This is a genomic window from Archangium lansingense (assembly GCF_026626635.1).
Lineage (GTDB): Bacteria > Myxococcota > Myxococcia > Myxococcales > Myxococcaceae > Archangium > Archangium lansingense.
In genome coordinates this window covers 3,979,418-4,000,568 of record NZ_JAPNKA010000001.1, presented here as the reverse complement: position 1 = coordinate 4,000,568, position 21,151 = coordinate 3,979,418, and the positions used below count along the sequence as shown (strand labels likewise).

Sequence of the window (21,151 nt, the reverse complement as noted above, 5' to 3'; positions counted from 1 at the left end):
AGGCGCACCCCTTTCAAGGTGTCAGTCCAGCCGCCCGGAGGCAAGCACCCGGGCGGTGGATGCAGATGCCCGAGGTCGACGGCGCGGCGCTCGTCCGGCGCCTGGGCGTCATGGAGCCGGAGCTGACGCGGCGGGTGGTGTTCATCTCCGGCGGGGCGTACACCTCGGAGACGCGCGGCTTCATCGAGACGGTGCCGCACCTGGTGCTGGAGAAGCCGGTGCGGCCGGAGGTACTGATGGCCTCGGTGGACGCCGCGTTGGACGCGCGGGACGAGGAGCGGGAGCCGGTGGTGGCCCGCGCGGGCGGCGACGTCACGGCTGGCGGGTGCTGATGCGCTGCTGGAAGAGCCAGGTCCAGAGCGCCGGGTCCGCGAAGGCGTTGCGCCACAGCGTGTCCGCGTGCCCCACGCCCGCGTAGGTGGTGGTGGCGTGCATGGCGCTGGTGGTGCCTCCGCACTGCGTCTCCAGCCTGGTCTTCAGCGCCGTGGATTGAGACGCGGGGCCCATGGTGTCCGCGCCGCCGTGGAAGGGCCAGATGGGCAGCGTGCGCAGGTTGCAGATGTTGGGCGTGTTGGCGGGGTGGCTGGTGACGGCGATGGGGACGAAGGCCGAGACGCGGTCCATGTAGAGCGGCAGTCCGGACTCACCGTAGAGGATGTTGGCGCCTCCGCTGTAGCCGGCGAAGTAGACGCGGTCCGGGTCCACCCGCAGGTCGCGCTTCAGTTCCCCGAGCAAGGCCATGAGGCTGCTCACCGAGAAGTAGGCGTTCTCGCCCTGGACGGGGCCGTTGGTCCAGTAGTGCATGGACACGGCGATGGCGTTGAAGCCCGCGCGGAAGGTGGCGTCACTCAGGTTCCAGGCGACGCCCTGGGCATTGGTGGACACGGCTTGATGGTCATCGGTCAGCATCACGCCCCCGGTGCCGGGGAGTGAGAAGACGATGGGCCACCGGGCGTCGCGGTCCGCGTTGTAGCCGGCGGGGAGGAAGAGCGCGTAGGAGTAGCGGGCATCCTGCACGGCGACCTGCTCGCCGGCCGCGCACGTCAGCGGACCGGTCGAGGGGGTGGTGGCATGGCCCATCACCCGCAGCTCGCGCACGTGGCCGCTCCGGAGGGTGTCGAGCCAGAGGAGGCGGACCTTGGAGGCCACCACGGGCGTGGTGAAGGTCACCGTCTTCTGCGTCGCCGAGGCGGGGTTGTTGCGCACGGAGCCGCCGGGGATGGGCTTCCAGCAGCCGCCGTCCCACGCCAGGAGGTCGAAGTTGGCGAGGGCCTGGGGGGAGTCGACGTAGAAGGACGAGTGCACCTCCACGCCGTGGATGAGGAAGGTGCCCTGGAGGTCCACGTCGAGGTGGGTGCCCCGCCTGGTCATCCAGCCCGAGTCCCAGAAGGTGGACAGGTTGTCGTCGGTGGCACGCGAGGCGACGTTGGTCCCGTTGGTGGACAGGGCGGTGGCGGGCTTGTTCTTCGCCACGTTCGTCAGCGTGGTGGTGGGAGAGGTGACCGTCACGGTGACATCGTCCGAGTGCGTGGCGCCGTCGTCATCCGTCACCGTGAGGCTGAAGACGAAGGTGCCGGCCGTGAGGCCACTGACGGAGAGCGTGGCGGTGCTGGCGCCGCTGAGCGTGGCGGTGGGCCCGCTCACCTGCGTCCAGGCGTACGCGGCGATGGTGCCATCCGTGTCCGTGGCGGAGCCCGTGAGCGTGAGGCTCGAGGTGGGGAGCACGAGGCCCTGGTCCGCGCCCGCGTTGGCCACGGGAGGCTGGTTGGCCCCGGGCGTGACGGGCTCGCCGAAGACCCACAGCTCCTTCACGCGGCAGTTCGAGCTCGCCGGCTCGTTGCACAGGAAGCGGACCTTCTGGCCTCGCACCACCTGCGTGAAGGTCCTCGACACGGCGACGCCCGTGGCCGGGTTGCCCGTCACGGTGGAGCCGGGGATGGGCTGCCAGCTCGTCCCATCGTGGTACTGGAGGGCGAAGCTCGAGATGGCCCTGTCGCCCTGGTAGCCCGTGTAGACCTCCATCCGGTGGAGGTCGAACGTCCCCTGCAGGTCGACGTCGAGATACCGCTGCGTGGTGATGTACTCGCCCGTGCACCATCGCGAGTCATCCGAGGTGATGTTCCCGTCCACCGCGTACTGCGGAAGGAAGACGTACGGGTCCGTCTGGTAGTGCGACGCCGTGGCGGGCTTGTTCAACGTGACGTTGACCAACGTGTCCAGTGACGCGGACCGCGAGGCCTCCTCGGTACCCGTCCCCGGTGCTTGCCCACAACCGGCCAGCACCAGGGCGCCGACGCAACTCCCCAGAAGGATGAATGGCTTGTTCAATGTGAAATCTCCCAGACAAAACTGCAAAACAAGTTCTAGTCCAGGAATGCACCTCGAGTACACGAGAAGGCAGGATGTTGAAGTTTCAGTGATACAGAAACATCGGAATGGCGATGTGCCCGGGCAGGCTCACGTGACGCGGATGAGGACCTTGCCGGTCGTCTCGCGGGAGGCCAGGGCCCGGTGGGCCTGGGGGACGGCCTCGAGCGGGAAGGCGTGCTCGAAGACGATGTCCGCGCCCTGGCCCTCGGTGGCCTCGCGGACGTGCATGGGCCAGTCCTCGCGCGAGGTGTCCACGGCGGCGGCGGCGCCCAGGCGGAAGACGAGGGCGCGCTTGGACTCGCTGCTCGCGCCGCCGATGACCTTCGCGGCTCCCAGGCGCTTCGCGAGCTGCACGAGCAGGCGGCCCACGCCTCCCGCGGCGGAGGGGATGTAGACGGACTCTCCTTCTCGCAGCTTCGCGCCCTCGCGCAGCCCCAGCAGCGCCGTGGGGGGCCTGGGCCGGAAGGCAGATGGCCTGCTCGAAGGACACCCCGTCGGGGAGGGGCAGCACCGTCGAGGCCGGCGCCACGGCCCGCTCCGCGAAGCCCCCTTGATTCGACAGGAGCGCGACGACGCGGGTGCCGGGCTCGAGCCCTCGGACGTCGGGACCCACGGCATCCACGGTGCCGGCGGCCTCCAGCGTCCCTGCAGCGGCGGCCTCGGGCGAGGAGGAGGCACCCGCTGCAGGGGCGGCAACTGTGGGCAGCTACGGGAGGCGTCAGCGCGCTCCGAGGCTGGACCAGGCCGGGTTGCTCCGCAGGACGTTCGCAGTCGATGTCTTCTCGTGCCCAAGGTGCGCAGGCCAGCGACGGGTGCTGGCCTACCTGACGCTGGGCGCCGTCCTCCGGCGCATTCTCCCTCACCTTCAGCTGCCCGAGCAGCCGCCGCGCCTGGCTGAGGCGCTGGGGCCAGCTCAGCAGGCGCTCTGGGAGTAACTCTCGGCTGTGGCTCGCACCCTCTCGAGCACCTCGCGGCAACCGCTCGCCCGCGCACGGCCGTGGTGCCCCTGGAGCGCGACGTGCAGGCCTCCTTCACGGGCCTCATTCTCCCTCCAGCGCATGTCTCAAGGCCCTCCTGGCCCACCACCTACCCCGGCCCTCGCACGCAACAGCGCTCCCATGCCGCCGATGCTCCGCGAGGGGGGGAATGCAGGAGGGAGGGCCGCCAGGGCGCCGCTGTGCGTCACGAGCGTGAGTGCACTGCCGCGCTCCCCCCATTGACCGCGACGACGGCCCGGCCCGCGGCTTTTTTCGCATCTTTTTCAATCTCGCCGGCTCCTTTCATTCATAGCGCGCCTTTTCAAAATTGTTGCAACACCAAACAAAGGGGCTCCCGAGGAAGACCCGTCGGGGGCAAGGAGCGGTTGAATGTACCGTGAAAGATTGGCGTGGCTGCTAGCGGCGGCGGCGATTGTGGGCGCGTTGAGTTGTGACTCGCGCGAACCCAGGGAAGAAGCGGAGAACGTGAGCAGCGCCAACAGTGCGCTCGCGGCGGGCAGCTGCTCCATCTGCCTCGACATCCACCTGGGCGACTACAACTTGTTCCTGCTCGAGGACTACACCGGAGGCCACAACGTCGGTGGCAAGGTGGCAGCGGGTGGCAACATCACCATGACCGACTTCTCCGTGGGCATGGATCTTCCGGCCAGCCCCGTTCCCAACAATACGTTGGTCGCGGGCGGCAACCTGACCCTCCAGCGAGGCGGTTTTCGTGGCAACGCCTGGTACGGAGGCAGCTACACCTCCGGCAGCCTGGGCTGCACGTCGGCGGAATGCCCTGCGACGCAGGGCGCCCCCATTGACTTCGCGGCCCGCTTCGCCGGACTGCGCAGCCTGTCCTCGCGGTTGGCCACCCAGCCCATCAATGGACTCACCGAGCTCAAATGGGGCGGCGTGCTCATGAGCGGCACGGATCCGTGCCTGAACGTTTTCGAGGTGAAGGCCAGCGCTTTGTCAGGCGGCGAGTGGTGGAATCTCGACGCGCCGTCCGGCTCGTTGGTGGTGATCAACATCCGCGGCACCGCCTTCACCTTCCCCACCAACATCGGCGGCACGAACACTTCCAACTCGCGGCGCGTGCTCTACAACTTCGTGGAGGCCACCAGCCTCACCGCCAACCCCGCCGGCTTCGGCGCGTATGGCACGGCGCTGGCCCCCTATGCCCACGTCACCTTCGCTGCCGGAGCCTGGTACGGCGGCATCTACGCCGCTTCGCTGAGCGGCGCCGTCAGCATCAGCAACAGCCCGTTGGATGAGCTGGCGGGGGGGGCGATTGGGGCCCCGGAGCTCTGCAACGGAGCGGACGACAACTGCGACGGGCAGGTTGACGAAGGCTTCGAGTGTACCGGCTCCGGCAACCGGAGCTGCACGGCCTGGTGCGGCGCGGCGGGGACGCAGAGCTGCAACCCGACGACGTGCGGTTATGGGGTGTGTACTTCCTCGAGCTGTTGCCGGGTCGACGCCGACTGCGCGAGCGGCTCCTACTGCGCGGGCACCACCTGCGCGCCGGTGAAGGGGAACGCGGCCGCATGCAGCAGCGCCAGCCAGTGCTCCAGCGGGAATTGTGTGGACGGGGTGTGCTGCGACACGGCGTGCGGAGGGGAATGCGACGCCTGCAACCTGGCGGGACAGGTGGGTACGTGCAGCATGGTCCCTGCCACGGTGCAGTGCCGGGCCTCGGGGGGCGAGTGCGATGTGGCGGAGTTCTGCACGGGGACCGCAGCGGCTTGCCCCGCCAACGGCGCCCAGGCCTCCGGCGTGGCGTGCACCAGCGATGGCAACGCGTGCACCACTGACGCGTGTGATGGGACGGGGAGCTGTAGCCACCCCCTGGTGGCCGCTGGCACCGCGTGCGGCTCGGGCCAGGTGTGCAACGCGACGGGCGTGTGTGCGAGCGCGTGCTGGATTGGAGGGGTGTCCTACGCGGCGGGGGCGACCAACCCGGGCGCGGCCTGCCAGGTGTGCAACCCGAGCGTGTCGACGAGCAGCTGGAGCGCCAAGGCCTCCGGCACGGCGTGCACCAGCGATGGCAACGCGTGCACCAGTGACGTGTGTGATGCCGCGGGGAGCTGTACGCACCCCACGATGGCGGGTGGCACCTCGTGCGGCTCTGGACAGATTTGCAACGCAACGGGCGTGTGTGGAAGCACGTGCTTGATTGGAGGGGTGTACTACGCGGCGGGGACGAGCAACCCGGCTGCGGAGTGCCAGGTGTGCAACCCGAGCGTGTCGACGAGTGGCTGGAGCTTCAAGCCCGCCACGGCCGTGTGCCGGGGCTCGGCGGATGTGTGCGATGCGGCGGAGTACTGCACGGGCAGCTCGGCCACGTGTCCGGCGGATGCCAAGAAGCCCGCCACGACCGTGTGCCGTGGCTCGGCGGATGTGTGCGATGTGGCGGAGTACTGCACGGGCAGCAGCGACACATGCCCTGGCAATGGGTATGCCCCCAGCACCACGGTGTGCCGGCCCCAAGGAGGCGAGTGCGGCCTGGCGGAGCTCTGCACGGGGACAGGTCCAAGCTGCCCCACCGATCGCTCCAAGGCCTACGGCACGGCGTGCACCAGCGATGGCAACGTGTGCACCAGTGATGTGTGCAATGGAGCGGGGAGCTGCAGCCACCCGCCGGAGCCCGAGGGCAGCGCGTGCGGCTCGGGACTGGTTTGCAGCGCGTCGGGCGTGTGTGGTTTGCCTCCTGTGCCTCCCAACATGTGCTTGATTGGGGGGACGTATTACTCAAACGGGGACGCCAACCCGGGCGCGTCGTGCCAGGTGTGCAACCCGAACGTGTCGAACACGAGTTGGAGCGCCAAGGCCTCCGGCGCGGCGTGCACCAGCGATTCCAACGCGTGCACCAGTGATGTGTGCAATGGGTCGGGGAGCTGTACCCACCCCGTGGTGTCGGGTGGCACCTCGTGCGGCTCGGGGCAGATTTGCAACGCAGCGGGCGCGTGCATGAATCAGTGCCTGATTGGAGGGGTGTACTACAACGCGGGGCATGTTGACGAGAACGCGCCGTGCCAGGTGTGCAACCCGAGCCAGTCGACGAGCAGTTGGAGCCTCAGGCCCGCCGGTACCATGTGCTATACGCCCACGGGGTCCCCCGGCGATATGGCGGCGTACTGCACGGGCAGCAGCAAGGTCTGCGAGGACTCGTTTGCGCCCAAGCCTGTCGATTGCCGTAACGAGGGTGTTGACGCTCCCTTCGGTACGGCCTGCAGCGGCGACTCCTCCGGCGAGACCTGTAACTTCTCGGGAACGTGCAGTGTGCGGTGGTGCAATCCCCTCACTGACAACGCGTGCTTCCTCAAGCAATCCTACCGCGATGTATTCAATCGCAAGGCGGACAGCTGGGGGCTCGAGCACTACCTGACTCTTAGGATGAACGAGTGCGTGGCGGGTCAGTTCACGACCGATGCATGCTGGAAGAACCGCGCCGACATCTTGTACGATTTCATCACCTCGGCGGAGAGCAAGAGCTTCCGGCACCCGCGACTCAGCAGCGGCAACCTGGATTCGAAGATCTACCAGAGGGCCTTCATCAAGGCTCTCTACTACGACCTGCTCCGGCGTCTGCCGCAACTCAAGGCTGACGGGACCCCGATTTGTCCTTCTGAGTGGAGCCCTGGTTGTTCTTTCTCCAGGATTGGGCTCAACAATTCTGAGGTTGATTCGTGGATGGGGCATTTCAATGGTTCGGGATACACCCCCGAGCACTACAAGGCCCTCATCAAGGCGTTCTTGAAATCCACTCCGTACGAGTACGAGCGCCGTTTCCCGAATCCGTAGGGCGGCTCCCTGGGTGGCCGGCACGCTCAGTGCCGGTACACCGGTGGCCTCATCCATGACCTTCGATGAGGCCACAGGGAACGCATTGGGAGTCCCGCCCGCGTGTGAGCAGCACGGGGGCGGGTTCTTCGGCCGGGCGCTCAGCTACCCCGGGGAGGTCCGCACTCGCCGCGGAAGCGCGCGGTGGGATTCATCTCCGTACCGAACTGGGTGCAGTGCACCTTGGCCGCCGCCAGTGGCTTGCCGCACTCGGAGCAGAACTTGCCGCCCTCCACCCGGGCAATCACCCGGCGCCCGAGCACGCTGACGGTTTCCTCGAGCAGCACCGTGTTCGTTCAGCGCGGGCGCAGCTCGTGGTCTCCAACTCCGCCGGCAAGGCCACCGCAGGACCCCTGCAGACCTCCGGGAGCGGGCGCGGCGGATTCAACGTCCAGTCCGACGGCATGAACATTCAGGAGCAGGTGCCGCAGTCCGCCGCGCAGCTGTCACGCGTCGTCCCACTGCCGCACTGCTCGGTCCACTGGCACACCCCGTCCCCGCACCGATACACCTGCTCGGGCATCAGCCTCGTGGTGATGGGCAGGTACGTGTGTCCGTTCAGCGTGCAGCTCGTGTAGTACGGCTGGGTGCCCTCTCGCGTGCACAGGCTCTCGCACGTTCCGACGTACGCCACCGGATCGCACTCGGATTTGGTGGTGTTGGGCATCAGGGCGCAGGCGCGCAGCGAGCTCTCCGCGTCCTCCAGGACACTTCCCTCCCTCCCCACGAAGAAGCCCTCGCCCGTGAAGAGATTGCCGAAGAAGCACCCCTCGGTCCGTGAGTAGGTCTCCAGCTCTTGCTGGCTGTACTCGATCTCCTCCCCCACCGTGTTCCGCCCCAGTACGGACAGTGGAACGCTCATCCCGTACTTGTTCACGTGCGCCGCCAGGCACGCCGTCATCACCTGCTGCTCCGCCTGCGTCACCGGCGCGCCACCCACCCACCCCGGCGTGAGGCCCAGCAGCCCCTGCCAGGTGTAGCTCTGCGCCGTGCTCGGGTCCGTGTAGGAGACGCTCTGGCCATTCGGCACGCCACAGCGCACCACGTACTGCATCAGCGTGTCGTTCAGCTCCCGGTCTTGCTGGAACCACGTCGCGAACGCGGCCGTGTTCACTCCGTTGGTGGACAGCCCGTTGGTGGACAGCCCGTTGGTGGACAGCCCGTTCGTGGACAGCCCGTTCGTGGACAGCCCGTTCGTGGACAGCCCGTTGGCAATCCGAATCTCATGGGTCTGGCTGGCGAGGGCTGGCGGCGCGTGGAACTCCTGCGTGGGCCCGCAGCCCACCGCCAGCACCTGCGCCGCCAGCAGCAACTCCACGGTTCCTCTCCATTGAATCTTCTTCATGATGTCGTAGCCCCTTGTCTTCGCGAATACGCGTTGTCGTTGCTCCACCGGCCTGAGCGCACGTGTTCTCCCTCGAGGGGCGTGACGGCGGCGTGACCGGAATGGCGACCCCACGTGCGCCGGATGAGCATGAGATGGAGAGAGGCTGTGTCGAGGGTGGAGGGCTGGTGCAGAGGGGCGAGAGCCCGTCCTTTGCCGCGACGGTGGAGGAGCCGAAGAAGGAGCTCACACCACGATTGGACCAGGCCGGTCCGCTACGCAGGACGTTCGCACTGGACGTGTTCGCTTGCTTGAGGTGTGGAGGCAGGGGGCGGGTCTTGGCGTACGTGACAACATGACAGAGTCCACCTCGGGCTCAGCGTCATTATGACGAGGAATAAAACCTCGCTCAGCCCTGTGCGCAGCAAATACGAGGCAAGACAGCGCGCCTGGGCGTTGGCTCGCGTTTTGCGATTGAGGCGGGCATGTCCTCGGAACCGCGATCTCGCGATTATGACAAGAGAGAACAGACGAACCGCACGGTGCTTGTTATCGGCGGCAGCGGGGGAATGTCGGATCGCTACCGTGACGTCGTGGAGGGGCGCGGCTGGTTGCTGCGCCATTACGAAAACCGGCTGCCGCCGGGTGCGCGGCGCGGCCTCGGCAAGGTCGCGCTCGTGGTGATTATCGTGAGCATGGTCTCCCACTCGCTCCGCGATCAGGTGCGGAGCCTCGCGGTGGACGGCGCGCCCATCGTCTATCTTCGCAGCGCCTCCGTCTCCGCGCTGCGCGGGGTCGTCGAGCAATTGGCCGCGTGAGCACCCTCTTGCGAGGAACCCGTATTGACGTCGGGTGTCCACAGGTGACAGGAGCGGGGATGGAGGAGGTTCACATGATGCGTGGGATGCGGTGGCTGCTCGTGGTGGGAGCGCTGTGCGGGTGCGGGACGAAGGCCCAGGTGACCATGCCGGAGACCCTCCCCGTCGACAGCGGGGACGGTGGACTCGGTGGAGACAGCGGGGACGGTGGAGTCAGCGGGGACGGTGGAGACAGTGGGGACAGTGGGGACGGTGGGGTCAGTGGGGAGCTCGACTGCGAGGGCATCCGCGGGATGCGGGCGCTGTTCGAGGCGCAGCGGTCCTTCCTCCAGGAGAGGGATCGCTATTCACAGGACCTGGCGGAGGTGGGCTTCTCGCCCGCCGCGTGCGCGGATGGCTCGCGTGCGCCAGTGCCCGGACCCGGCCAGGTGGCGGGCTGCCAGTTCGCCTATCAAGTGACGTCCGTGACGGGTCCGCCGGGTTCGTCCTTCGCCGCCATCGCCCAGGGCGCCACGGGCACTCCGGCCGCGGACATGACGCTGCAGATCGGCTCGAGCCCGAGCCAGGGCATCTTCTTCTGGCTGGAGCACTCCGGGGTGCGCCGCTACGTCGACTGGAACGAGTGCCGGCCCACCGGGTCCTTCTCCGCTCAGGAGTTCGAAGCCGTCGAGAACATGGGCCACGCCTTCTTGGCGATGCGGGCATCCTTCTTCGAGAGGGACCAGTATCCGAGCACCCTCCTGCAGGCGGGTTTCGTGCCCATGGGCTGTACGGATGGCTCGAGTGCGCCCCTGCCTGGACCCGACTGGGTGGCGGGCTGTCACTTCGCCTACCAAGTGTCGTCGGTGACGGGTTCGCCCACGCCCTCCTTCACGGTCACCGCGCAAGGGGCCGCGGGCACTCCGGTCGCGGACGTCACACTGCAGATCGGCTCGCCCTCGTTCCAGACCATCGTCTTCTGGATCGAGCGCTCCGGGGTGCGCCGCTACATCGCCTGGGAAGAGCGGGAGCCCACCCGGTCCGTGTGCGACGTCCAGGAGGAGGAGGGCCTCATCCACATCCAGGCCCTCTACACGACGGAGCGGGCCATCTTCCAGGAGAAGGATCGGTACTCGAGCAACTTCGCGGAGCTGGGCTTCCTGCCCCTGAGTTGCACGGATGGCACGCGCCCCACGAGTCCGGACAGCTCCTGGCTCGGTGGGTGCCGCTTCATCTACCACGTCGAGCTGACGGGCCCCTCCACCTTCATCGCCACGGCGCGCGCCGTGTCCGGGCCCATCGCGGGCACCACGTTCCAGATCGACGAGACCGGCACCCGCACCCACTCGCCCGTCCGCTCCGCCGCGTGCCCGTGAGGCGCTGTCCCTCCTGAGGGAAGGCTCACCCCTCCTGGGGTGGGCACAGCGTCTTCCACCGCTCGCACCAGGAGCCGTTCCCCCGAGGAGGCCCGTCCTCCTCGCCGCACGCCGGAGCGGGCCAGGAAGAATCCCCGCCACAGTTCGCCGTCAGCACCTCGAGGAGCCAGGAAGGGTGTCAGACGATTAGTAGGAGACGAGATGTCGGAACGAGTCCTTTGACACCTTCCCTGGCTCGCCCGGCGGGCGGGCTCCTACGCTCGGAACTTGCCGCGTCGGCTCTGGCACCTCCTGAGAGGCCCGAACAACGGCGTATAAGAACGCTACTCGGCGCAGTTCTTCGCTTCCCACTTCGCGAGCAGCTTCTCCTCGGGGATGAAGGCCTTCCCGTTCCAGCGCACGGTGACTCGCCACCGCTCGCCCGGATCGGTGTCGCAGGCGCCCGAGGAGCCTTTACAGGTGCGCTCCAGCACGACCGTGTCCTTGCGCGCCGACTTCACCTCCGTCCTGCACCCCACGGCTCGGGAACCGGCCAGGGAGTACTCGTCCTTCTTCGAATACACGCCGAGCAATGCTCCCGCGCCGTCGCGAGCCACCACGCTCAACCACCGCACGGGAACGGACGTGAACGACAGGTCCGAGGCCTCCGGCTCCTCGGGCCAGGCGAGCTCCACCACCGTCAGCGTGAGTCCCTTGCCCTTCACCGTCCGCTGCAGGTTCACGGCCTTGCTCTTCTGCTCGACCCAGGTGGGGCACGCGGCCTGGACTCCCTTCACCATTCTGGGGGCCAGCGAGCGCCACCGTGGTCCCCAGCCATGCCATGACGCCCAGAAGCCTGACTCCGTCGATTCGCCGCATCCATCACCCGTTTCGTGCCACGCGTTGAGACGTCGAGCAGGGCGCTCAGCACATCGGCGCGTACACCGGCCAGATGAGGAGCACGCCGTTCTCATCGTTGATGGGAACCCAGCCCACCGGGGCGAGCTCTTCATCCAGACTGAGCAGCTCGCCCACCTGCATGAAGTTCCCGTGCGTCTTGATGATGCGCAGGTCGCCCACCACGGCTCCCTCCCTGCGCGCGGGACGGGACGGGGAAAGGGAATGCCAGCGGGCCTCCTGCCTGGGTGCGCTGTACAGCCGCGTCTCCGACTTCGGGGCCAGGTGCTGGACTTCGATGCCCGACCAGGCCCACTCCCGTGAGGCGAACGAGGTGATGCCCACCTGGGGCTTCTTCCCGTTGTCCTTGTTGAGGCGCAGCCACGCCCGCTCGTTCGTCCGAGCGTCGATGACGACGTGGACGTAATCGCCGCGCTGCTCGACGGCGGGGAACTTCCGCAGCGCGGTGTAAGTGAGTTCATGCCCCGGGTGCATTGCAGCCCGTGGGCCAGCCCCGGAGGGCTGTGTAACCCTCCGGAACTCCTCGGGGCGTAGGCCGGGTGTGTCCCCGCAGCCACACGCAGGGGCGAGCCCTGCAGGCGGGCGGTCGGGGGAGGCGCCGCCGCGGGATTTCGAGCTATCGCGCACCGTGATGGCGGAGCACGAGGGATGCTACGAAGGGACCGGGCCCGATGGATCGACTCCAATTCTCGCGAACCACTTCCGGTAGGCTCGTCCTGGCCGACGTCTTCGCCCGCACGCGCGTCCATGATGGGGCGCTCGTGCTTGGCACCGCGCTGTTCACCGCGTTGCTCGCGCAGGTCGCCATCGAGGTGCCGGGCTCCCCGGTGCCCATCACGGGCCAGACGCTCGCGGTCGTCCTCACGGCCGCCGCGCTCGGGCCCGTGCGTGGCATGGCCGGGCAACTCGCCTACGTCCTGCTCGGGGCGGTGGGACTGCCGTTCTATTCCAAGGGGGCCAGCGGCTGGACACAGGTGCTCGGGCCGACCGGCGGCTACCTGGTGGGCTTCATCCCCGCGGCCTTCCTCGTGGGCCTCGCGGCGCGGCACGGCTTCGACAGGGTGGCGTGGAAGGCGGTCCCGCTCTTCCTCGCGGGCCAGCTCGTCATCCTGGCCATCGGCGTGCCCTGGCTCTGTGTGGCGGCCCCGCTCGACTTCGCCACGGCCCTGCACAAGGGCTTCCTGCCCTTCCTCCCCGGTGGGTTGCTCAAGGCCACCCTCGCCGGCCTGGGGATGCCCCTCGCCTGGAGGCTCCTACGGCCTCGCGAGCCATGAAGGTAACGCTCAAGGCACCGCGCGGATGAGTTTCCGCGCTCAGGGCCCGTGCCTCCGCTCCACGCCCCAGAAAGAAGGCGAGACAGGCCGCGTTGCACAGGAACGCGGCCTCCTCGGGGAAGTCGCGCAGCGCCGCCGCAGCGGGAGCGCGGACTCCTCACGCGGAGGCTGCCCGTCTTCAGACGGGAGGCCAGCGTTGCCCTGGCACCCGACCTCCAGCCCCTCTTCGATGAGGCGGGAACTCTCGGAGTGTTGGATGAGAATGACCTTCAGTGAAACCGCGCCTTGCGGAATCCGCTTGAGCCACTACACATTCACGCTCAGTCACTGAAGTGGGGCTGGAACCTCCCTCCGCCAGCGCGCTCACCTTCAGCTGCCCGAGCAGCCGCCGCGCCTGGCTGAGGCGATGGGGCCAGCGCAGCAGGCTCTCTGGGAGTCACTCTCGGCTGTGGGTCTCACCCTCTCGAGCAGCTCGCGGCAACCGCTCGCCCGCGCACGGCCGTGGTGCGCCTGGTGCGCGACGTGCAGTCCTCCTTGGCGGGCCTCCTTCACCCTCCAGCGCATGTCGCAAGGCCCTCCTGGCCCACCACCTACCCCGGCCCTCGCACGCAACAGGGCTCCCATCCGGCCTATACTCCACGCAGCTGATAGTGGCGCAGGAGGTGGGGCAGAGCGCCAACGATGCGCGTCAGCTGACTCCCATTGTGGAACAGGTAGAGGCCAACACGGGACTCGTGGCCGAGGAGCTGAGCGCGGACTCGGGCTACCTGTGCCAGGAGGACATTGAGAAGGTAGAGGACAAAGGCGTGGAGTGCTTCATCGCCACCGGGCGCAGCAAGCATGGGGAGGAGGCGCCGCCGGCACCGCGAGGGCGCCCGCCGGCTGACCTGAGCTTCAAGGAGCGCATGAAGCGCATGAAGCGCAAGCTTTTGACGAAGCGGGGGCGCAAGGCATACGCGCGGCGCAAGGTGACGGCCGAGCCGGTGATTGGGCAGGTGAAGAACGGAGTGCTGCCACGCTTCTCGCTGCGAGGCCTCTCCAAGGTACGAGGGGAATTCTCGCTGGCGTGCACCGTCCATAACCTCAAGAAGCTGTGGAAGCAGGGCTGGGAGCTTCCCAGCCTTGCCACTCAGGCCGCGTAGCGGCGAGGTCGCCGCGAGGCGGGCGACCATGGGCCGCATCATCCACGCCCCCCAGAACCTCTGCGCCTATGGCGCCGGATAGCACCTGTTATGCGCTACCGCACCTCTGTCCGATTCGCCGACAAGCTCCTAGCGACGAGCAGGCCCCTAACGCTTCTCCGGCAGCAACGTGTAGTCGGGGAAGTTGCCGAAGAGCCGCTCGCCAGGGGCGCCCTGGGTCACGGCCTGTACCAGGTAGGTGCCTCCCACGAAGCAGCCCTGCCAGGACTGGCCGATACCGCCGAAGGTCTCCTCCCGGTCACCGCGGGAGCGCACGGCGTTGATGCCCACCTTGAAGGCGCGCAGCTCGGAGGCGATGCGCCGGGCCGTCTCGGGCTCGTCACAGGCGATGGAGGCCATGAGCGCTCCGTTGGAGACGTTCATCTCCGTGACGAACTCCTCCTCCGTGTCCACGACGACGATGGAGTCCACCGGGCCGAAGGGCTCGTTGTGGTAGAGGCGGCAGTTCCTCGGCACGTGGAGGAAGGAGCAGGGCCCCATGTAGGCCGACACGTCCTGGCCCGGCAGGAACATGTCCGGCTCCAGCCGGCACTTGTACAAGGGGATGGCTCCCTTGGACTCGGCCTCGCTCATCATGGCGTGCAGCTCCTCGACCTTCTGGCTGTTGATGAGGGGTCCGAAATCGACCGAGGGGGGCGCCGCGTCCGGCTTCTCTCCCACCAACGGGTGGCCCACCTTCAGCGACGCGAGCACGGGCAGGTTCATCTCGAGGAAGTGAGGTACCAGGCCGCGTTCCACCACGAAGCGCGGGTAGGCCGTGCAGCGCTGCTTGCCGTACTCGAAGCCCTTCTTGAGTTGCTTCGCCAGCAGCTTCCAATCGCTGAAGTGCCAGATGGAGCATAGGCGGCATGGGAGCCCTGTTGTGGGCGAGGGCCGGGGTAGGTGGTCGTCCAGGAGGGCCGCGCGACACGCATTGGACGGTGCAGGAGGGCCCCGAGGAGGCCCGCCCGTCGCGCTCCAGGCATACCCCTCCCCTGCGCAGGCGACCGGTCGCCTTGGGCTCCGCGAGAGAGTGCATCCCTCAGCCGTGCGTCACTCCCACAGCGCCTGCTGCACCACTTGCCGCCGCGCCAGATTCGGCGATACCTTTCCGACCATGCTCCAACGGCCCTGGCCCCTCGAGCTCGCCGCGCGGCAGCTGATCCGCGATGACGTCGCCGTCGAGTCGCGTCTGTCCGTGGTGGGTCTCGTTCGACTCGACGAAGTCCTGGCTGGCCGCATGGCTCGCGGTATCAAGAGGGAAGACGCCGAGTCCTGGATCGACCTCCATCGCGCCTGGATCAACGAGCGTTTCGGGTCCGAGGACTTGGTGCCCGCCTTCACTCGGTGTTCTCGGCTACGGGCCATCTCCGAGCTGCGCATCGACTGCAACTGGCTCGGTGTCACGGGGGTAGCCGAGGTGCTTGCGTCACCGCTCCTGCATCACCTGGACGAGCTCGAGCTGGCCGCCGGGCTCCACACGGTCGAGGCATACGAGCCGCTGGCTCGGCGCAAGATGACCAACTTGCGCCGCTTCGGCCTCGCGATGCCCGACGCCCAGGATGGTGACATCCCCGTGGGTGATGATCTGGCCGACCTTCTCGCTGCTGCCGGTCTCGAGCGTCTGGAGAGCCTCGCGCTCCCCCGCGTCGGCATCGGCCCGGCGGGGCTGAGTCGTCTGTTCGACCTGCCCGCGTTGGCCTACTTGGACCTCGCACGTTCCGCGATCGGCGAAGAGGGCTGCCACGCCCTGGCCCGGGCCTCGAGCCTGTCTCGCCTTCGTGGGCTCGATCTCGAGGGCTGTCTCGGATTCGACGATGCCGGCGACTCGGCCTTGCCTGGCCCCGGCTTCTCGGCGCTCATCACGTCGCCGCGCCTGGCCGTCGCGCATCTCGGTCTGGGCGACGTCCCGGGAGCCGTCGCGATCGTCGCCGGCTCGGCACGCATGACGACCGTCGAGCACCTCGTTCTCTCGGAAGTCGAGGATGACGAGCTCGCGTCCCTCATCGCGTCTCCCTACCTGACCGCTCTCCGCCACCTGCGCCTACGGAGCTGCAATCTTTCGAGCACGACCCTCACCGGGTTTGGACGGTCTCAGCTTCTTGCCGCACTCGAGTCTCTGACCCTGAGCAACGATCTCACGGCGTCGCAGCAAGGTCTCGTCGCTCGGCGCCTGCCGCGCCTGCGCGAGCTCCGTCTGGAGGTCAACCACACGACCGCGGACAGCCTCGGCCGCGCCGACTTGCCCAACCTCACCGAGCTACACCTCGACTTCGACGCAACGGCCCTGAGTCAGGATGAGGAGGTCGAGGGAACCGATCTGGATGCTGTCATCGCTGCGCTCGTGAGCGCGAAGGGCATGCCGCGTCTGACAGGAGTCGTCACGTCACCTGTTTCGCCCGAACACATGGCCAAGCTCGTCGGCCGCTTCGGTACGGGATTCCGGACCAAGGAGTACTCGCTGACTGGCTCGGTCCGGGAGCGTTGAATCGCGACCCGGAGCCGATTCGTCAGGCGTCAGGGGCCGCCGGCTCCCTCCGCAGCGAGCCGTAGCTTCGCACTCGTTTCCGCGCACCGCGGCGGGCTCGGGTCGTCCGCCACGCAGCGTCGTGCCGTGACCATCAACGTCGCGCCCGCGCTCTCCCGAGCACCAAGCCCCGCAAGCGGCAGCTTGAGCGCGTCGCTCCATTCGCCATCACCGCGATCCCACGACGAGACCGCGCCGACCAGCGGCACGCGCTCCTCGCCGCGGCGCGCCTGGAGAGACTTGCCCGGCGCCATGACGATTCTCAGGTCCTCACTGGACGAGCTTTTCACCTCCAGGGTGACCTCGTCGAAGCGACGACCCCCGCGCGTTGCGTCGCGCGCCCGGAGGAGGACGTAGAGCTGGCCACGGCCCCAGAGGAGTGCGAGCGAGGCACGGGCCAGCGGCTGGACACAGGTGCTCGGGCCGACCGGCGGCTACCTGGTGGGCTTCATCCCCGCGGCCTTCCTCGTGGGCCTCGCGGCGCGGCACGGCTTCGACAGGGTGGCGTGGAAGGCGGTCCCGCTCTTCCTCGCGGGCCAGCTCGTCATCCTGGCCATCGGCGTGCCCTGGCTCTGTGTGGCGGCCCCGCTCGACTTCGCCACGGCCCTGCACAAGGGCTTCCTGCCCTTCCTCCCCGGTGGGTTGCTCAAGGCCACCCTCGCCGGCCTGGGGATGCCCCTCGCCTGGAGGCTCCTACGGCCTCGCGAGCCATGAAGGTAACGCTCAAGGCACCGCGCGGATGAGTTTCCGCGCTCAGGGCCCGTGCCTCCGCTCCACGCCCCAGAAAGAAGGCGAGACAGGCCGCGTTGCACGGGAACGCGGCCTCCTCGGGGAAGTCGCGCAGCGCCGCCGCAGCGGGAGCGCGGACTCCTCACGCGGAGGCTGCCCGTCTTCAGACGGGAGGCCAGCGTTGTCCTGGCACCCGACCTCCAGCCCCTCTTCGATGAGGCGGGAACTCTCGGAGTGTTGGTCCAGGTCGTGAGCCAGGGCCGTGGCGCCCTATGAGAGCCCGAGGAAGCGCACGGGGTAGCGCGGCCCGAGCGCGGGGGCCCGGAGGCTCAGGACAAGAGCGCGAGGAGGGTGACGAGCGTGGGCAGCGCCATCATCGCGACGAGCCCGCCCACGCCTGGCCGCGAGCGCCCTCGAAGTTCGGCATGAGCCCCTCGGGGCAGGCCCGCGTCACCGCACGCAGCGGTCCCCCTGGCAGCCTGAGAACCCGAGCGCCCTGCAGTCCGCCCAGTGCGTCCCGTTGAGGTCCCAGAGCAGGTAACGGCCCTCGCAGCGCAGCGGCGTCCAGACCGTGCTGAAGGGCTCGCCCTGCTTGGAGACGCACGGGTTCCACGCGTTCGGCCGCGCGTTCGTATCGCACGCCATGTTGAGCAGGTCGCAGCGCAGCGACTCGAGCGAGTTGTTCCAGCAGCGCTCAGCCCGATCTCCGTTGCACACCAGCGTGGAGCCGGCACTGCCGCAGCTGCCGGGCTTCTTGCAGGTGCCCGCCTGGCACGTGAAGCCGCCCGAGGCGCAGTCGAGCGGGACGACGCTGCTGGAGGAGCCGGTGCAGGCCACCGCCACGTCCGAGATGCAGGTGCCGCAGGCCGCGCCCGCGAGGGAGACGCGGAAGTCGCACTGGAAGAGGAGCGGGCCGCCGTCGGGACGGCTCGGGGTGCCGCCGCGGCTCAGGCAGTCCAGCCACTTGGGCTCCGTGTACACCGGATCGTCGCAGGTTGCACTCCGGGCCGCCGCGAGCGCCGCCTCGATGTTCGGCTTGCTGCCGTCGTGCACGATGAACCGGTTGACACACTGGTAGAAGTCCTCGCGGATGGGCGTGCAGGTGAGGCGCTTCGCGCACAGTTCCTCGACGGCGCCGGCCCTGGTCGCCTTCGGGTAGCCGGGCGGGCCGAGCGACTCGTACGGGACGAGGCCGTCGCGCGGGCGGTACGCCGCCCTCTCGCGCGAGGTGGTGATGAGGCCCTTGTACTGGTTGAGGCCCGGGGCGAGGTCGTGGAGCCAGAACACGAGGAACTCGTCGCCCCCGAGCGGCTCGATCCAGAGCGCGTCACCGTACTCGCCGTGCCAGATGCCGGGGTTCTTCGGGTCGAAGCAGGACTGCTCCGGGTTCTGCGCGCACGGGCTCCGGGGCAGCAGCACGTCATCAACGCCGCCATCGCGCCGGAGGCGGACCAGGGTGCTGCCGCCCGTGGCGTCACCGAGGACCACGAACCCCGCGTAGCGCTGCCGCCCGCCCGTGCCGCGGTTCTGCTTCGGCAGGCCTGGGCCGAGCGGGATGGGCGAGGCGAGCGAAGGGCTCGCGGCCCACGAGAGGCCGCGCTGGGTGAAGGCCCGCAGGTACTCGGCGCGTTCGTCCGCGTACGAAGCGAGCACGCGCGGCTCCGACAACGCCGGCCACTCGGATGCGGGCACGCACGTCTTCGACACGGTGTTCAGGGCCGCGTCGTACTGGAAGAGGCAGGGCTGCAGACCGCCCACGTCGGCGAGCAGCGGGAAGAGGCGGCCGTCGTTCGAGGCGGGCACCTCCATCCCCTCGTTGCAGGGGCCGGTGAACAGGGCGCGCGCGCGCACCGGCGGCTGCCCGGGCTTCCACGTCTCCAGGTCGGCGGTGCAGGTCGCGCCGCCGCGGGCGTCCTCGGGCCAGTACGAGACGCCCACCGACGCACCGTCCTTCACCGCCGCGGGGAGCCTGCTGAAGAGGAACCAGTCGCTTGCGACGGGGGTCGTCTGCCCCGACGCGAGGTCCACGCGCACGGGGCGGGTGCGCGCGACGGTGCCACCGCCGGCGGCATCCTCCTGGTTTGGGACCATCAGGTACACCTCGCGCTCGTCGAGGTGCAGCGCCATCGGCCGGAACGCCGCGAGTCCGCCGACGCTGCCGAGCGGCACGGTGCGCCACGAGTCGCCCCGGTCATCACTCAGCGCGAGGATGTATCCGTTGTTGGCCGAGATGAGCGCGGCGACGCGGTTCCCCTGCACGCGGACGTCGCCCACGTTGTAGTCGGTGAAGCCGAGGCAGTACGGGCCGTTGCGCTCGCAGCAGTGCGCATGGCCCTCCCCCTCCGAGCAGCGCGCGTCGGTCCAGAGGCCGCCTTCGAGCACCGGCCGCTGGTTCGGGCTCAGCGCGCCGTTCACGTTCTGGGTCGAGGGGCACGCGAGCACGAGCAGCGCGGCCATCACCAAGGGGCCGAGGTTCCGGGTGGGCATGCCGCGGATGATGGGGGAGCCGTGTTTCCGGGGTCAACCATCGCCGAAGGGCCAGCCGATGGCCCCGCCCCGCTCGACACCGGGCTGAGCTTCGTTCCCGGCTCCAGCGGTGCACATTGGGGGATGAGCGGACGCACCCTCTCGCGCAGCCAGCGGCGAGCGCGCCCAGCTGTCGTCTGGCCCACGGTGGTGATGAGGGTGGAGCCGCCGGGGCTGCCGAGCGCGAGCACGGGGCGCCGTCCTTGAACACGAGCAGGGGGCTCATCAACAGGACTCCCATCCGGCCTATACTCCGCCGTGCTCGAGCACACTCCGCCCGGGGAGACACGCGAGGGATTGGAGAAGGCCCGGCGGTGGCCGCTCGAGGCCACTCCCACGTCCGCGGCGCGCGCCCTGGGCAGTGGCCGGCGCGTGCTCGCCCAGGACAAGGCGCGAGAGCGGCTCCAGCGCACGGTATAGGCGGCAAGGGGGCCGGGTACGCCTTCATCCCGCGTGCACCGGAAAGAGCCGCGCCAGCCAGTCCATGACCGCGGAAACGCGGGCACTGTGACGCAGGTCCTGGTGGGTGACGGCCCACAGCTCGCGGGTGGGGAGCGCGGCGCGTGGGAGCACGGGGACGAGGCGCGGGTCGCTCGCCGCGAGCAGCTCCGGGAACACGGCGAGCCCCTGGCCCGCGGCGCAGGCGGACATGAGCACGGTGGTGGCGCTGGAGCGCAGGACGACGCGCGCGGCGGGGATGTGGCGGCGCAACCACTGTCCCGGCGGCGTGCCGTCCTGTGCCGACTCGGGACCCAGCCAGTCGTGCCGGGCCGCATCCTTCATCCCGGAGGGTCGGCCCCGGCGGGCGAAGTAGGGCTCGCCGCCGTAGACGCCGAAGTTGAAGGGCGCCAGCCGACGCGCGATGAGGGACTGCTCGCGGGGGCGGAACAGGCGCAGGGCGACGTCCGCTTCGCGCCGGGACAGGTCCACGGCGAGGTTGTCGGCGCGCAGCTCCACCCGCAGCTCCGGGTGCGCCAGCTGGAGCTCGGCCAGCCTGGGGGCGAGCACGTGGGTCGCCATTCCGTCGCCCGCGGTGAGGCGCACCGGGCCCGACACGCGCCTGTCCGCGCCTGTCAGCGCGCGCTCCGAGGCGAGCACCTCGGCCTCCACCCGCTCGGCATGAGCGCGCAGCACCTGTCCACTCTCGCCGAGCACCAGCCCGGCGGGCGTGCGCTGGAAGAGCTTCACGCCGAGCGCCTCCTCCAACGCGGCCAGCCTCCGGCCGATGGTGGTGGGCGCGACACGTAGCGAGCGCCCGGCCGCGGCATGCGTGCCATGACGGTGCACGGCGAGGAAGTAGCGCAGGTCGTCCCACTGGAGCATGGCC

At 68.9% G+C, this 21,151-nt stretch carries 18 protein-coding genes and 2 pseudogenes; 9 read left to right on the top strand and 11 right to left on the bottom strand.

Annotation, left to right across the window (positions count from 1 at the left end; genetic code table 11):
- Window positions 1-65 precede the first annotated feature (65 nt).
- Entirely contained in the window at window positions 66-332 is a 267-nt protein-coding gene (locus OV287_RS16275; protein WP_267534941.1) for a response regulator, read from the top strand.
- Here the strand turns inward: OV287_RS16275 and OV287_RS16270 are convergent.
- From OV287_RS16270 to OV287_RS56450, 3 genes and pseudogenes are all read right to left on the bottom strand, one after another.
- A complete protein-coding gene (locus OV287_RS16270) occupies window positions 313-2,328 on the bottom strand; it encodes a PKD domain-containing protein (protein ID WP_267534940.1) in 2,016 nt (671 codons plus the stop codon). The two genes, OV287_RS16275 and OV287_RS16270, sit on opposite strands and share 20 nt — an antisense overlap.
- Before the next feature lie 129 nt (window positions 2,329-2,457).
- Complete coding sequence (locus OV287_RS16265; RefSeq protein WP_267534939.1) at window positions 2,458-2,739, bottom strand: zinc-binding dehydrogenase; 282 nt, start codon at window positions 2,737-2,739, stop codon at window positions 2,458-2,460.
- Between the two features lie 136 nt (window positions 2,740-2,875).
- Window positions 2,876-3,010: pseudogene (locus tag OV287_RS56450) on the bottom strand (alcohol dehydrogenase catalytic domain-containing protein); the annotation flags it as partial.
- 727 nt (window positions 3,011-3,737) lie between these two features.
- Between OV287_RS56450 and OV287_RS16260 the strand changes: the two are divergent.
- Window positions 3,738-7,154, top strand: a complete 3,417-nt coding sequence (locus tag OV287_RS16260) for a choice-of-anchor A family protein (protein WP_267534938.1) — start codon at window positions 3,738-3,740, stop codon at window positions 7,152-7,154.
- A gap of 140 nt (window positions 7,155-7,294) precedes the next feature.
- On the opposite strand, the gene OV287_RS16255 is transcribed toward OV287_RS16260, so the two are convergent.
- Together OV287_RS16255 and OV287_RS16250 are read right to left on the bottom strand one after the other, a co-directional pair.
- Window positions 7,295-7,480, bottom strand: a complete 186-nt coding sequence (locus OV287_RS16255) for a hypothetical protein (RefSeq protein WP_267534937.1) — start codon at window positions 7,478-7,480, stop codon at window positions 7,295-7,297.
- Window positions 7,481-7,605: 125 nt separating this feature from the next.
- Complete coding sequence (locus OV287_RS16250; RefSeq protein ID WP_267534936.1) at window positions 7,606-8,538, bottom strand: hypothetical protein; 933 nt, start codon at window positions 8,536-8,538, stop codon at window positions 7,606-7,608.
- Window positions 8,539-9,002: 464 nt separating this feature from the next.
- Between OV287_RS16250 and OV287_RS16245 the strand changes: the two genes are divergently transcribed.
- A complete protein-coding gene (locus tag OV287_RS16245) occupies window positions 9,003-9,335 on the top strand; it encodes a DUF2325 domain-containing protein (RefSeq protein WP_267534935.1) in 333 nt (110 codons plus the stop codon).
- Between the two features lie 74 nt (window positions 9,336-9,409).
- Window positions 9,410-10,690 (top strand): hypothetical protein, encoded by a 1,281-nt coding sequence (locus OV287_RS16240; RefSeq protein WP_267534934.1) that lies wholly within the window; start codon window positions 9,410-9,412, stop codon window positions 10,688-10,690.
- Between the two features lie 323 nt (window positions 10,691-11,013).
- On the opposite strand, the gene OV287_RS16235 is transcribed toward OV287_RS16240, so the two are convergent.
- Both OV287_RS16235 and OV287_RS16230 read right to left on the bottom strand, forming a co-directional pair.
- The gene (locus OV287_RS16235) at window positions 11,014-11,469 is read right to left on the bottom strand and encodes a hypothetical protein (RefSeq protein WP_267534933.1); all 456 of its coding nucleotides are present in this window, start codon (window positions 11,467-11,469) and stop codon (window positions 11,014-11,016) included.
- Window positions 11,470-11,593: 124 nt separating this feature from the next.
- Window positions 11,594-12,061, bottom strand: a complete 468-nt coding sequence (locus OV287_RS16230) for a hypothetical protein (protein WP_267534932.1) — start codon at window positions 12,059-12,061, stop codon at window positions 11,594-11,596.
- A gap of 197 nt (window positions 12,062-12,258) precedes the next feature.
- Between OV287_RS16230 and OV287_RS16225 the strand changes: the two genes are divergently transcribed.
- Window positions 12,259-12,861 (top strand): biotin transporter BioY, encoded by a 603-nt coding sequence (locus tag OV287_RS16225; RefSeq protein ID WP_267534931.1) that lies wholly within the window; start codon window positions 12,259-12,261, stop codon window positions 12,859-12,861.
- 650 nt (window positions 12,862-13,511) lie between these two features.
- Window positions 13,512-14,003 (top strand): transposase, encoded by a 492-nt coding sequence (locus tag OV287_RS16220; protein ID WP_267534930.1) that lies wholly within the window; start codon window positions 13,512-13,514, stop codon window positions 14,001-14,003.
- 147 nt (window positions 14,004-14,150) lie between these two features.
- On the opposite strand, the gene OV287_RS16215 is transcribed toward OV287_RS16220, so the two are convergent.
- Window positions 14,151-14,870 carry an aldehyde dehydrogenase family protein gene (locus tag OV287_RS16215; RefSeq protein WP_267542352.1) on the bottom strand — a complete coding sequence of 240 codons (720 nt, stop codon included), beginning with the start codon at window positions 14,868-14,870 and terminating at the stop codon, window positions 14,151-14,153.
- A 289-nt stretch (window positions 14,871-15,159) separates the two neighbouring features.
- On the opposite strand from OV287_RS16215, the gene OV287_RS16210 reads away from it, so the two are divergent.
- Window positions 15,160-16,530 (top strand): leucine-rich repeat domain-containing protein, encoded by a 1,371-nt coding sequence (locus tag OV287_RS16210; RefSeq protein WP_267534929.1) that lies wholly within the window; start codon window positions 15,160-15,162, stop codon window positions 16,528-16,530.
- A gap of 29 nt (window positions 16,531-16,559) precedes the next feature.
- Here the strand turns inward: OV287_RS16210 and OV287_RS16205 are convergent, their stop codons facing one another.
- On the bottom strand, window positions 16,560-16,859 hold the full coding sequence (locus tag OV287_RS16205; RefSeq protein ID WP_267534928.1) for a hypothetical protein: 300 nt from the start codon (window positions 16,857-16,859) through the stop codon (window positions 16,560-16,562).
- 118 nt (window positions 16,860-16,977) lie between these two features.
- Here OV287_RS16205 and OV287_RS16200 point away from each other — a divergent pair.
- Window positions 16,978-17,283, top strand: a pseudogene (locus OV287_RS16200) (biotin transporter BioY); the annotation flags it as partial.
- A gap of 465 nt (window positions 17,284-17,748) precedes the next feature.
- On the opposite strand, the gene OV287_RS16195 reads toward OV287_RS16200, so the two are convergent.
- Window positions 17,749-19,785: a hypothetical protein gene (locus OV287_RS16195; RefSeq protein WP_267534927.1), complete on the bottom strand. Its 2,037-nt coding sequence runs from the start codon at window positions 19,783-19,785 to the stop codon at window positions 17,749-17,751.
- A gap of 297 nt (window positions 19,786-20,082) precedes the next feature.
- Between OV287_RS16195 and OV287_RS16190 the strand changes: the two genes are divergently transcribed.
- Window positions 20,083-20,244, top strand: a complete 162-nt coding sequence (locus OV287_RS16190) for a hypothetical protein (RefSeq protein ID WP_267534926.1) — start codon at window positions 20,083-20,085, stop codon at window positions 20,242-20,244.
- 24 nt (window positions 20,245-20,268) lie between these two features.
- Here OV287_RS16190 and OV287_RS16185 read toward each other — a convergent pair whose 3' ends face one another.
- Window positions 20,269-21,147 (bottom strand): LysR family transcriptional regulator, encoded by an 879-nt coding sequence (locus tag OV287_RS16185; RefSeq protein ID WP_267534925.1) that lies wholly within the window; start codon window positions 21,145-21,147, stop codon window positions 20,269-20,271.
- Window positions 21,148-21,151 lie beyond the last annotated feature (4 nt).

Bases quoted from the DNA above. Each gene is read 5' to 3' on its own strand.
- OV287_RS16210 (WP_267534929.1), top strand. From the start codon at position 15,160: ATGCTCCAACGGCCCTGGCCCCTCGAGCTCGCCGCGCGGCAGCTGATC.
- OV287_RS16275 (WP_267534941.1), top strand. From the start codon at position 66: ATGCCCGAGGTCGACGGCGCGGCGCTCGTCCGGCGCCTGGGCGTCATG.
- OV287_RS16225 (WP_267534931.1), top strand. From the start codon at position 12,259: ATGGATCGACTCCAATTCTCGCGAACCACTTCCGGTAGGCTCGTCCTG.
- OV287_RS16260 (WP_267534938.1), top strand. From the start codon at position 3,738: ATGTACCGTGAAAGATTGGCGTGGCTGCTAGCGGCGGCGGCGATTGTG.
- OV287_RS16250 (WP_267534936.1), bottom strand. From the start codon at position 8,538: ATGAAGAAGATTCAATGGAGAGGAACCGTGGAGTTGCTGCTGGCGGCG.
- OV287_RS16195 (WP_267534927.1), bottom strand. From the start codon at position 19,785: ATGCCCACCCGGAACCTCGGCCCCTTGGTGATGGCCGCGCTGCTCGTG.
- OV287_RS16230 (WP_267534932.1), bottom strand. From the start codon at position 12,061: ATGCACCCGGGGCATGAACTCACTTACACCGCGCTGCGGAAGTTCCCC.
- OV287_RS16235 (WP_267534933.1), bottom strand. From the start codon at position 11,469: ATGGTGAAGGGAGTCCAGGCCGCGTGCCCCACCTGGGTCGAGCAGAAG.
- OV287_RS16185 (WP_267534925.1), bottom strand. From the start codon at position 21,147: ATGCTCCAGTGGGACGACCTGCGCTACTTCCTCGCCGTGCACCGTCAT.
- OV287_RS16240 (WP_267534934.1), top strand. From the start codon at position 9,410: ATGATGCGTGGGATGCGGTGGCTGCTCGTGGTGGGAGCGCTGTGCGGG.
- OV287_RS16245 (WP_267534935.1), top strand. From the start codon at position 9,003: ATGTCCTCGGAACCGCGATCTCGCGATTATGACAAGAGAGAACAGACG.